General features: G+C 43.9%; 10 protein-coding genes and 1 pseudogene. 3 read left to right on the forward strand and 8 right to left on the reverse strand.

Features of this window, described 5'->3' with window-relative positions:
- Positions 1-16: 16 nt before the first annotated feature.
- The 5 genes from cydC to DQN58_RS06075 form a co-directional block, all read right to left on the reverse strand.
- Positions 17-1,750: a heme ABC transporter ATP-binding protein/permease CydC gene (gene cydC, locus DQN58_RS06055; protein ID WP_006717760.1), complete on the reverse strand. Its 1,734-nt coding sequence runs from the start codon at positions 1,748-1,750 to the stop codon at positions 17-19.
- A complete protein-coding gene (gene cydD / locus DQN58_RS06060) occupies positions 1,750-3,513 on the reverse strand; it encodes a heme ABC transporter permease/ATP-binding protein CydD (protein ID WP_006717761.1) in 1,764 nt (587 codons plus the stop codon). The genes cydC and cydD overlap by 1 nt, the downstream gene beginning before the upstream one ends.
- Positions 3,514-3,608: 95 nt before the next feature.
- Positions 3,609-4,565: a thioredoxin-disulfide reductase gene (trxB, locus tag DQN58_RS06065; protein ID WP_006717762.1), complete on the reverse strand. Its 957-nt coding sequence runs from the start codon at positions 4,563-4,565 to the stop codon at positions 3,609-3,611.
- A gap of 53 nt (positions 4,566-4,618) precedes the next feature.
- Positions 4,619-5,476, reverse strand: a complete 858-nt coding sequence (locus DQN58_RS06070; protein WP_006717763.1) for a co-chaperone YbbN — start codon at positions 5,474-5,476, stop codon at positions 4,619-4,621.
- Between the two features lie 188 nt (positions 5,477-5,664).
- Complete coding sequence (locus DQN58_RS06075; protein WP_006717764.1) at positions 5,665-6,618, reverse strand: GlxA family transcriptional regulator; 954 nt, start codon at positions 6,616-6,618, stop codon at positions 5,665-5,667.
- Between the two features lie 141 nt (positions 6,619-6,759).
- On the opposite strand from DQN58_RS06075, the gene DQN58_RS06080 reads away from it, so the two are divergent.
- Both DQN58_RS06080 and ygiD read left to right on the forward strand, forming a co-directional pair.
- Complete coding sequence (locus DQN58_RS06080) at positions 6,760-7,632, forward strand: MBL fold metallo-hydrolase (protein ID WP_032997834.1); 873 nt, start codon at positions 6,760-6,762, stop codon at positions 7,630-7,632.
- A gap of 179 nt (positions 7,633-7,811) precedes the next feature.
- Positions 7,812-8,597 (forward strand): 4,5-DOPA-extradiol-dioxygenase, encoded by a 786-nt coding sequence (gene ygiD, locus DQN58_RS06085; protein ID WP_032997836.1) that lies wholly within the window; start codon positions 7,812-7,814, stop codon positions 8,595-8,597.
- A 197-nt stretch (positions 8,598-8,794) separates the two neighbouring features.
- Here the strand turns inward: ygiD and DQN58_RS06090 are convergent.
- A pseudogene (locus tag DQN58_RS06090) lies at positions 8,795-9,124 on the reverse strand (DMT family transporter).
- A 238-nt stretch (positions 9,125-9,362) separates the two neighbouring features.
- Between DQN58_RS06090 and DQN58_RS06095 the strand changes: the two are divergent.
- Positions 9,363-10,889 carry a catalase gene (locus DQN58_RS06095; protein ID WP_032997837.1) on the forward strand — a complete coding sequence of 509 codons (1,527 nt, stop codon included), beginning with the start codon at positions 9,363-9,365 and terminating at the stop codon, positions 10,887-10,889.
- Positions 10,890-11,085: 196 nt separating this feature from the next.
- On the opposite strand, the gene DQN58_RS06100 is transcribed toward DQN58_RS06095, so the two are convergent.
- Positions 11,086-11,454 (reverse strand): rhodanese-like domain-containing protein, encoded by a 369-nt coding sequence (locus tag DQN58_RS06100; protein ID WP_006717769.1) that lies wholly within the window; start codon positions 11,452-11,454, stop codon positions 11,086-11,088.
- Positions 11,455-11,662: 208 nt separating this feature from the next.
- Entirely contained in the window at positions 11,663-12,484 is an 822-nt protein-coding gene (locus DQN58_RS06105; RefSeq protein ID WP_006717770.1) for a D-hexose-6-phosphate mutarotase, read from the reverse strand.
- Between the last annotated feature and the right edge of the window lie 29 nt (positions 12,485-12,513).

Below are 12,513 nucleotides of genomic sequence, written 5' to 3' on the forward strand. Positions count from 1 at the left end.
TTTCCAGCCTTTCCTTTTAAATACGTTGTGTCAGTTGCTTGAAAAAGCCATTTTCTTTATTGATCAATTCGCTGTACGAACCTTGTTCAATTAATCGACTGTTATCGATCACCACAAGTTGATCAAACTGCTCAATGGCCGTTAAACGGTGCGTCACCATAATTAAAGTCTTGCCGACACTGTGAGCCAAAATCGCTTGCAGAATATTGCGTTCGGTTTCGCGATCCAAGCCTTCTGTCGGTTCATCTAAGAGTAAAATAGGCGCATCATTTAATAACACACGCGCTAAGCCTAAACGACGTTGTTCACCGCCCGATAACGGACGACCGCCGTCTCCCAGCCATAAATCTAATCCTTGTTCTTGATTCACTAATTTTTCCAAGCCCACTTGTTGTAGCACAGCAACCATTTTTTCATCGCTTAATGGCGCATGGGTAGCCAGTTGCAAGTTGTTACGCAACGTATCGCTAAACACATGCACGCGTTGGGTTAAGAAACAAAATTGTTGGCGTAAACTGCTTTCGCTATAGGCTTGAATGCGATTGCCGGCGAATAAGATTTCCCCTTGATTGGCATCATAATTGCGTACCAATAATTGAAGTAGCGTCGATTTGCCGCTGCCGGTTTTTCCTAAAATGGCAAGTTTTTCACCGGTTTGAATATGGAGATTTAAGTCCACTAATGCCGGGTTATCACGTTGCGGATAAGTGAAATGAACTTGATTAATTTGCAATAACGGCGCTTGAGTTTGGCTTTCAACAAGTTGTGTACCGGAAAAATCCACCAGCGGTTGCTGTTCGATAATATCTGTCACCCGTTCAGCCGATGCTACCATTTGCCCGATGTGCAAAAATGCGGCGCCGATCGGCATCAGAATTTCAAACGAGGCGAGGGCGGCAAAGGCAAACAAGCCAATCAACGCGGCGCGGTATTCATCGCTGCCCAAATCCACTTGTGCGGCAAACCACATCACAATACATAACACCAAGCCGTTGGCGAACAACAAAAGTGCGGTGGAAAATCCTGATAAATTCGCTTCCTGTTGTTGATAGGCTTGCCATTGCTGTTCGGTTTGGCTCAATTTCCCTTTTAGTTTTTCTTCCCCGTTAAATAACAACAGTTCTGCTTGTGCTTGAATAAATTCCACAAATTGCGTGCGGTAAAGCGCGCGCGATTGGGTTAGTTTTGCGCCGAATTTGTTGCCCAGATGGTAAAAGATTGTTGGAATCACCAATAATAATGTCAGTAACGTGAGACCAAGGAACAGTGCAAGTGGCACATGAACAAAACTTAATCCAATGCTAATAAATGTAATCACCACAATGGCGCTGATAAACGGTGCAATCAGGCGAAGATAAAGTCCGTCCAAGGTATCTACATCGGCAACCAAACGGTTTAATAAATCACTGTTACGATAGCGATTGAGCACGCCCGGGCTTAACGGAATAATTTTGCTAAACACTTGCACGCGTAATTTGGCTAACACGCGGAAAGTGGCATCGTGGGTAACGACTTTTTCAAAATAGCGTGCCACAGTACGCCCGATGGCTAAACCGCGTACGCTGGCAGACGGATAGAAAAAGTTAAAGAGCGAACCCAAGCCGGCAATGGCGGTCGCCGCCAAGAACCAACCGGAAAGGGTAAGTAACCCGATGCTGGAGGCAAGTCCTAGAATCATTAACAAACCACCGAAAATTAACGGCAGTTTGGCAAATTTAAATAAACGAATAAAAGGCAATAAAGCACGCATTAGTTAATATCCTGTTGTCGTTGTGCCAATAATTCGGCGAAGAAACCTTGATGTTGCAGTTGGTCAAAATGTCCCTGCTGAATAATTTGTCCGTGGCGCATCACCAAAATGGTGTCGCATTGTTTCAGATCTTCAATGCGGTGGGTTATCATCACGGTTGTTTGTTGGCGACTGATGTGTTGCAAGGCTTGTAATACCTGATTTTCCGATTGCGCATCAAGGCTGGCAGTCGGTTCATCTAATAACAACAAATTGCCTTTACGCAGTAGCGCACGTGCAACGGCTAAACGTTGTGCTTGACCCACTGACACGCCAATGCCGCCTTCTTTAATTTCTGCCTCTAAGCCGAGACGGTCGGTAAATTCTTTCGCTTGCGCTAATGCCAACGCGTGATCGATTTCTTGCGCGGAAGCTTGAATGTCGCCCAATAATAAATTCTCTTTAATTGAGCCTTGCAACAACAACGGGTTTTGTCCAACCCAGGCAATGTGTTTGCGCCATTGGGCTAAATCGACATCGCGCAATTCTTGCCCGTTGATTTTCAGGCTGCCTTCATAAGATAAAAAGCCCAAAATGGCATTGATCAGCGAGGTTTTTCCGGCACCGCTTTGCCCTACAATCGCAATGTGGCTCTGGGCCGGAATATGGAAATTCAGCGCCTCTGTTAGCGGTTTGCCTTGTGGCGACAAGACAACCACATTTTCACCTGAAATTTCCACCGCACTTTGGCTTTCAAATGCCGCTTTGCTGTCGCCTTGGGCGATTAAATAATCTTCTTCTAAGAAATCTACAATGGCATCTGCCGCACCGATACCGGCGGCACGGTCATGATAATAGGTGCCGAGGTCGCGTAATGGTTGGTAAAACTCCGGTGCAAGAATGAGGCAGAAGAAACCGATAAAGAGTGTAATCGGCATGCCGTAACTGCCGAATTCCACTTGTCCTAAATAACTGAAACCGAAATACACTGCCATTAATGCAATAGAAATCGAAGTGAAAAACTCGAGGACGGCAGAGGAGAGGAACGCCATTTTTAGCACATCCATGGTAGTTTCACGGAAATCTTCCGTACTGTTTTCAATATGGCGGGTTTGCTCGGAAGTGCGGTCGAATAAACGTAAGGTTTCCAAACCGTGCAGACGATCGAGGAATTGACCGCTTAACCGCGCAAGGGTATCCATGTTCTTTTGGCTGCTGTCTGCTGCCGCTTTTCCCACCAAAATCATGAAGATAGGAATCAGCGGTGCAGTGCCCATTAAAATCAAACCGGCTGCCCAGTTTAACGGGAACACGGCAATCAGAATAATCATCGGCACAATGGCGGAAAGCGCTTGTTGCGGTAAATAGCGGGCGTAGAAATTGTGCAGGTTTTCCACCTGTTCCAACATGATGGTTGCCCAGCTGCCGGCAGGTTTATTGTTAATCGTTGCAGGGCCAACTTGATGGATTTTATCCAAAATTTGCTGACGAATAATATTCCGCAATAATTGACCGCACTTGAAGCCGATTTTTTCTCGGATCCATAAAATCAGCGCACGTAGCGCAAAGCCGACGACTAAGCCGATAAAGTAAGGCGCTAAACCGGTGGCCGGTTCGCCCAGAATAATGAGCTTATGCAGCAAAGAGGCCAAGAGATAAGTCTGCCCCACTAAAATCACTGAGGAGAACGTAGCGAGCAGAATGTTGAGATTCAAATATTTTTTAATCGGCTTTTGCTGTGTGCGAAGCCATTGTTGCAAATATTTTTGACGAGATTTATCCATAAGTTATGTTGTATCAGAAACAGAAAAACGGAAGGTGGGCGTTATTGCCCACCCTGTATTGCACAATGTGTTGTCTCGGTGCAATGACCGAACAGTTATGCTTTTTGCGCATCCAAATAACGCTCAGCATCTAATGCCGCCATGCAGCCGGTGCCGGCAGAGGTAATGGCTTGACGATAGTTGTGATCCATCACATCGCCTGCGGCAAAAACGCCTTCCACGGAAGTGGCGGTTGCATTGCCGTCTAAACCGGATTTCACCACGATATAGCCGTTTTTTAATTCCAGCTGGTCTTGGAAAATTTCCGTATTCGGTGCATGACCGATGGCCACGAAGACGCCGTCTAATGCGACCTCTTCCGTTGCGGCGGATTGCACGTCTTTCAAACGTACGCCGGTCACGCCCATGTTGTCGCCCAACACTTCATCTAAAGTGCGGTTGGTATGCAGTACGATTTTGCCTTCTTCCACTTTTTTGTATAAGCGGTCGATGAGAATTTTTTCTGCACGGAAACTTTCGCGGCGATGGATTAAATGCACCTCAGAAGCAATGTTGGCTAAATAGAGTGCTTCTTCCACAGCGGTGTTACCGCCACCGATGACGGCAACCGGTTTGTTGCGATAGAAGAAACCGTCACAAGTGGCACAAGCGGAAACGCCACGGCCTTTGAAGTTTTCTTCGGAAGGCAAGCCTAAATAACGGGCAGAAGCACCGGTGGCGATGATTAACGCATCGCAGCTAAAGGTTTGTGCATCGCCGTATAATTTGAATGGGCGAGAAGATAAATCTACACGGTTAATGTGATCGAAGACGATCTCGGTCTCAAATTTTTCTGCGTGTTGCAACATTCTTTGCATTAATTCCGGACCGGTCGTTTCACCGAAATCACCCGGCCAGTTTTCAATTTCACTGGTGGTAGTGAGTTGTCCGCCTTGTTGTAACCCTGTGACGAGCACCGGTTTCAAATTAGCGCGTGCCGCATAAATAGCTGCAGTGTAACCGGCAGGGCCGGAGCCTAAAATGAGTAATTGCGCGTGTTTAATATCCGACATAATCAATCCTTATCAACTTGAAATTTGTGGGCGGTATTATAGAAGATTTCCCATCAGTACAACAACGAATAGAGCAATCGGCGGTATTTATTGGTTACCGGATCGTTGTTGCCGATGGCGGCTAAAATGGATAAAAATTCCTGCTTAATTTTGCCGTCTTCCGCACCTAAATCTTGACGTAAAATGGTAAATAACAACTCCAAGGCTTCTTCGTTGCGGTTAGCTTGGTGTAATTGCAACGCCAATTTCAACGCAAGATCATGGGTTGGCTGTTTCGCAAATTCTTCCTGTAATTGTTGAATTTCCGGTGTATCAGCAGCTTTAATCAACAACTCAATTTGCGCTTGTAAACCTTGCCAGCGACTGTCACGATCTTGCAATGGGATCTTGTTTAAAATCTGTTGCGCAGGCTCAGTTTTTTTCATCGCGATATAGGTTTCCGCATAGAGTAGCGCGATCTCGCTGTTTTTCTGATCAGACAACTCCCACGCCTCTTTTAACAACGGCAATGCCTGCGCATAATTTTCCACTGCAAGCAAATCCAACGCCTGATTAAATTTGATTTCTTCCTCTTTCGGCAAAATCACACTCAAACGCTGTTGCAATGTGGTGTTGTCCAACGCTCCCTGAAAGGCATCCAACGCTTGTCCGTCTCTAAATAAATAAGTGGTCGGCAAGGCTTGAATACGGAATTGCGCCGCCACCATTTGTTCTTTTTCACAATTGACTTTGGCTAACACAAATTGCCCTTGGTATTGGTTGGCATAATTTTCCAAGGTTTTCACAAACGCCACCGAATCTGCATGGCTTGGCGCATAAAACGTGATCGCCAAAGGATGATGTTGTGAAAGCTGTAAAATTTCGTTGAGATTTTGCTCGTTTAGATCACGAATGGCTGGAAAATCAGTCATGTTCTTCTCTTGTTTTGAATGAAATGAATGGCGCGCATTATAGCAAAGTGCGGTGGGATTTTTTAGTGTTTTTCAGGGGATGGCATCTTAAAGGATTGTAATATTAGCGACTCGCATAAAGGCGATCCGGATAGGGTCTAAATACGCAAAACATCCGAAAAATTGACCGGACTTTAAAATAAAAAGATCTAAACATCCTCAATTTGAAACTGCTTACGCCAGCGATTCGGTGAAATCTTATGTTTCTTCAAGAAGTGCTGACGCAAGGCGGTATCGCTATGAAATCCGCTTTGTTCTGCAATATCAGTAATAGATAAATCTGTGCTTTCCAAAAGCTCTCTTGCTCGCTGTAGCCTTGCTTCAATTAACCATTGATTTAATGACATTCCGGTTGCTTTGCGAAAATGTCGGGTGAAAGTGCTACGGCTCATTGACAAACGTTCGGCAAGGCTATCAGTCGAATGAAGTGCGGTCAGATTTTCATTTAAATAAGCAAGCAACGCATTGATATTATGATTAGGTGTGGAACGAGAAATAGGGCGTTCGATAAATTGTGCTTGTCCGCCTTCACGATGAGGGGGGATAACCAGTATTCGGGCAATATGATTGGCAATTTTCACACCATATAATTTACGGACAATAGAAAGGCAACAATCCATTGAAGCGGCTGTTCCTGCTGAGGTAATCAGTCGATCTTCTTCTAAATAAATAGGATTTAAATCCCATTTCACCTGCGGAAAACGATTAGTAAAATCACTATCTCCTAGCCAATGTGTGGTTGCTTTTTTACCGTTAAGTAGACCACTGCACGCCAACACATAGGCGCCATAACATAAACCCACCACTGTCGCACCACGTTGATACGCTTGCCGTAACGCTGTTAATAAAGCCTCGCTCGGCATCACTTGAGTATCATGCCATCCAGTCATCACAACAATATCGGCATTCTCTAACCATTCTAAACCACCATCTAAATGTATGTGAAATAGCGAGTTTGTCAGGTTGTCCGAATCGCTAACGATTTTATACTCAAATAACGGCTTGCCGTTTAAATCCGACATAGAAAAAACGGAATATGCCATCGCAAAATGAATGGGCATCATTTGTTCATACACAATCAAAGCAACTGTGGGTGTATTCATTTTATTTCTCCTACTTTGATATGAGCATAACACAGAAATGACCCGATTATTACGTTTATTGATTTCTTATCCATTTTTGCGCAATTTTGTTCTCACTATAATATGTTTATTCATTCAATAACGTATAGAAAAGGAAAAACAATGAACTTAAAAACCTTAATTAGCACTACAGCATTGGCTATTAGTGCAAATACTTTCGCTGTAGATCTTGCCTCTAAAAACACTGATAGCTACCAACATATCCGCAATGCTACTGGTCGCCTGAACTATGCTGGGAAAACTTTTTTAATTGATCCGATGCTTGCTGAAAAAGGACGTTATGCAGGCTTTGAAGGGACATTAAATAGCCATTTGCGTAATCCACTTGTGGAATTACCGATGAAAACAGAAGATACTTTCAAAGATGTTGATGCCATTATTTTGACTCATACACATGAAGATCATTGGGATGAGGTTGCACAAAAAATTTTACCTAAATCCATCAAAATTTTTGTGCAACATGAACGGGATGGCGACTTACTCAAAGCGCAAGGTTTTACTAACATAACCAGTTTATCGCTAGAAAAACCGGTGGAGTTCGAAGGTATTATTTTAAATAAAACCGGCGGTTCTCACGGCACAACGGAAATGTACGCAGTACCACAATTAGCTGAGATTTTAGATGAGGCGATGGGAGTAACATTCCAAGCGAAAGGTCATCCAACGGTGTACTTGGTTGGTGACACAGTTTGGACTGCCGAAGTAAACAAAGCCATTAATCGTTATAAACCTGATGTAATGATTATGAACACCGGTGATGCGCGTACCTTAGCTTTTCCGAATGACGGCATTATTATGGGGTTACAAGATGTTGCTCATGCTCGTAACATGCTACCGAATACAAAACTTATCACAGTGCACATGGATGCGGTAAACCATATGTCTGTTTACCGTAAGGATTTACGTCAATTTGTCCAAGCAAACAAGCTTGAAAATGTAGTAATTCCAGAAGATGGTGAAACAGTGAATTTTTAAAAACAAGCGGTTGAGTTCTTAGGATAATTTACAAAAAACACCTAAAAATTTGACCGCACTTTTCATCTCCTTTTTTATCTATTATTTCCTATCGGTAAAAAATGTTGTTCATAAAGTGCGGTTTATTGCTTAATCATTTATCCGTACAATCTGCCTCATCAGATATTAAGGAGGCAACGATGAAAAAAATGCCTGTGTTATTTGTCGGACATGGTAGCCCGATGAATGTGTTGGATAAGGAAAATCCTTTCAATCAAAATCTCAGCCTGATTACGCAAAAATTTGCCAAACCGAAAGCCATTTTGATGATTTCGGCGCATTGGTACAGCAGCCGTTTGCAGGTTACATCAGGCGAACAGCCTGAAATGATTTATGATTTTTACGGATTTCCTGAAGCACTCAGTCAGGTGCAATATCCCGCGCCCGGTTCGCCTGAATTGGCGGAGCAAGTGCGGTCGTTATTGCAGCCGGAAAATGTTGAGATGAACTCAACGCGCGGTTTTGATCATGGCGCATGGGCGGTGTTGAAGTTTCTCTATCCCGATGCGGATATTCCGGTAGTGCAACTTAGTCTTAACCGTTTGCAACCGGCACAGTGGCATTTCAACCTGGCGAAAAAATTGGCTGCTTTGCGTGAACAGGGCGTGTTGATTATCGGCAGTGGCAACATTGTGCATAATTTGAGAGCCATAAGCTGGGAATATATTGATCAAATTGGCGCAGGCTATGACTGGGCGTATGCGTTCCGTGATCACATTAATCACGCAATGACCACACAAAATGACGATGAATTGGTGCATTATGACCAATTTGGCGAAAGTGCGGCGCTTTCTGTCCCAACACCGGATCACTATTTGCCCCTCTTGTATGTAATGGCTTTGCGTGAGCCGGATGAAAAAGTGGCATTTTTCAATGATCATTTGATTGCCGGTTCATTGAGTATGACCTCTGTGTTGGTGGGTTAAAATGAACGCAACACTTTATGTTGAAATGCCATAAATTGGTATTGTAATGGGGCGGGGCGGTGGCGGGCATCTCGCTTTCCGTTGCCGAGTTTGAGGTGCCGTTCACGCAAGGATCCGCGCGGTAAAGTAACATGAGAAAGAACAATGAGAGCGCTTCTTGCTTTGAAGGTGACAACAATCACGTTATTTTCTGAAAATTAGTGATTCGTTGTTGAAAATAGATTAATCACCAGCACGCCGGAAATAATCAGGGCAATTCCTAACATAGCGGGCATATCGAGTTTTTGTCCAAAGGCAAACTAGGCAACCATCGCTGTCAAAATGATCCCTACGCCGGACCAAACGGCATAGACCAAGCCGACAGGCAGGCTACGGAAGACGATGGAGACCAAATAAAACGATAAGGCATAAATCAATAACGCACTTATGGTGGGAAGCGGTTTGGTAAAACTATCGCTTAATTTCAGCAAATTGGTGGCGATGACTTCCAAGCCGATAGAGCTACCTAGTAAAAGCCAAGGATTCATATTTTCTCTCCGTTTGTAAAATCTTTCTAAAAAATGACCGCACTTTAGAATGCGATTGAACCGTTCATGAAAAAACGTCAATTTTGAGCTGAATATAGCAAATTTGCATTATGCCGTCGCAATTCTTTTTTAGATAGGGTTTTTGAATTGATTTAATAGATTTTAATCGGTAAAACCTTTCTATATTATGCTTGGCGATATTTACTTCAAGCTAATACTATTTATTAAGGAGTTTTCTATGAGTGCTAAATGCCCTTTTTCTCATTTAACCAGCACGCCTTTAACGATGGGTAACGGCGCGCCTGTTGCCGATAACCAAAACAGTTTAACTGCCGGTCCACGCGGTCCGTTACTTGCACAGGATTTATGGCTAAATGAAAAATTAGCAGATTTTGTGCGTGAAGTGATTCCGGAGCGTCGTATGCATGCGAAAGGTTCCGGTGCATTCGGCACCTTTACTGTGACGAATGACATCACTCAATACACCCGCGCAAAAATTTTCAGTGAAGTCGGCAAAAAAACGGAAATGTTTGCACGCTTTACGACCGTTGCCGGTGAACGTGGTGCTGCGGATGCGGAACGTGATATTCGTGGTTTTGCTTTAAAATTCTATACCGAAGAAGGGAACTGGGATTTAGTGGGTAACAACACGCCGGTATTTTTCTTGCGCGATCCGCGTAAATTTCCTGATTTAAATAAAGCGGTAAAACGCGATCCGCGCACGAATATGCGTTCAGCCACAAACAACTGGGACTTTTGGACATTATTGCCTGAGGCATTGCACCAAGTCACTGTTGTCATGAGTGATCGCGGTATTCCGGCAAGCTATCGCCATATGCACGGTTTCGGTTCACATACTTACAGTTTCTGGAACGAAGCAGGCGAACGTTTTTGGGTGAAATTCCACTTCCGTACCCAACAAGGCATTAAAAACTTAACCGATGCAGAAGCGGCTGCTGTTATCGCAAATGACCGTGAAAGTCATCAACGCGATCTGTATGAAGCGATTGAACGGGGTGATTTCCCGAAATGGACGTTATACGTACAAATTATGCCTGAAGCCGATGCGGAAAAAGTGCCTTACCACCCATTCGATTTAACCAAAGTATGGCCGAAAAAAGACTATCCATTAATTGAAGTAGGGGAGTTTGAACTTAACCGCAATCCGGAAAACTTCTTTGCTGATGTGGAACAATCTGCCTTTGCACCGAGTAACTTAGTGCCGGGGATCGGTGCAAGCCCGGATAAAATGTTGCAAGCGCGTTTATTCAACTATGCCGATGCACAACGTTATCGTTTAGGAGTGAATTACCGTCAAATTCCGGTAAATCGTCCACGTTGTCCGGTGCACAGCAACCAACGTGATGGTTTTGGTCGTGTGGACGGTAACTACGGTAGCTTACCGCACTATGAACCGAATAGTTTTAATCAATGGCAACAACAACCGGATTTTGCCGAACCACCACTTCGTATTAATGGTGATGCGGCGCACTGGGATTTCCGTAACGATGATAACGATTACTTCAGCCAACCGCGTGCATTATTTAATTTAATGAATTCGGAGCAAAAACAAGCGTTATTCAATAACACGGCAGCCGCAATGGGGGATGCACCTAATTTCATCAAATATCGTCACATTCGCAACTGTCATTGGTGTGATCCGGCGTATGGTGAAGGTGTTGCCAAAGCATTAGGCTTAACTGTTGAAGATGCTTTAAAAGCACGTGAAGTAGATCCTGCTTTAGGTCAACCAGGATTGTTGTAATTTCAGGTTTTAATGCATATAGGTTGAGCGACAAAAAAACACCTGAAAAATGGATTGGGCTTTATCATAAAAAAACATCACCTGAAATCTTAATAGCCGTGATATGCAATTTTTCGATAGAGCTCAGTCAAAAATTACTTATAAAAAATCCCCTAAATTAAACATTTAGGGGATTTTTGTTTTTAATAAGGTATGATTATTTCATGCCTTTCTTAACCAAATCTTCATAACCGCCATGGTTGGTAACGTTGGTGTAACCTGCTTTTTTCAGTGCGTTTAACGCCACTTCTGCACGGCGACCGCTGCGGCAGTAGAGGTTGATAGGTGCGTCTTTATCCGGGCTAACGGATTGGATGCGTTCAAGGATTTGATCGTGTGGAATGTTCACCGCATCTTGTAAATGGCCCGCGTTAAATTCTTCAGCAGAGCGAACGTCAATCCAAACGCCTTTTGTATTTGCTTGTTGTGCCACCGCTTTTTCAGTTTCAGGTATAGAGGCTGCAGAGGCAGCTAAGGGTACTGTCATCCCAGCAGCAAAAACGATCGCAGTTATCAATTTTTTCATGATTTAATCTCCTTTTATATGGATGGTTATGTGTTTTGAATCGCCCATTATGTTACTCACAAACACGGCAGTAATAAATGGCAAATTAGTCCAAAAATGAGATGTTTTATGAATCGTTTTGATAGAAAATTTTAGGGGATTTAGGCAGATCTCAAGCGATCAGATGTTGAGTTTTGAAAAACATCTAAAAATCTGACCGCACTTTGAACTATTTCACACTCAATCTCACCGCCACGGTTTCGCCAGCCTCAAGATAGCGATGGATCCTTGCGGTTTCTACGCATACCATGGTTTGATAGCCATTTTCAGCCATGCTGCTTGTGGCTTTATGCCATGGGTTCCATAACACCACATCGCTGGCATTTTGATGTGTCACGAATAGGGTGCGTTGGTTGGCTTGGTCGTGAATTTCCGTTGGCTGTGGTGGCGCGGTATAAATGCAATCCACGTTTTCATTGATGGTGCGTGGTGAGGGCACGGTTTCCTGCGATTTAGTGAGAGAGTTAAAACAGGTTGTTGGCAGGTTGGCGATACTCGTGTTGGCGATGTTGCCAATGTTGAAATAACTGTGTAGCGCTAGTTGTACGTTTTCCATGCCGGTTTCGCCGTAGTGAGTAAAGCGTAGATCGCAATGTTCGGTGAACAGCATTTCAATTTTAGCCAAGATGATGTTGTGTTTGGAAAATAACGAAAAAACCAACTGCACTTTGTCGTTGTTAATCTCGTAGTCGCTTAATTGCCATAGGCTGGTACGAGCGAAGCCGTGCGCAGGCGTGCCGGCATTACCAAACCATGGGTAGCAAATAGGGATGCCGCCACGAATGGCGTTACCGGCTTTAAACGGCTCAATGTCACTTAACCACAATACGTCTTGTTTGCTGTGTGTCGGTTGCCAGCTGAATAAATGTGCCCCTTGTAAGGCGATTTTGGCGGTGCCGACAGCGTGGTGTAAATGTAAAACGGGAATGTCGTTATACGCATATAAGCTCAATTCCGGTGTGATTTGTTGTTGTAATTGAATGTTCATCATCTTGTCCTTGTTGATTCAGTAAGAAGGGG

It is taken from the genome of Aggregatibacter segnis ATCC 33393 (assembly GCF_900476035.1).
Taxonomy (GTDB): domain Bacteria; phylum Pseudomonadota; class Gammaproteobacteria; order Enterobacterales; family Pasteurellaceae; genus Aggregatibacter; species Aggregatibacter segnis.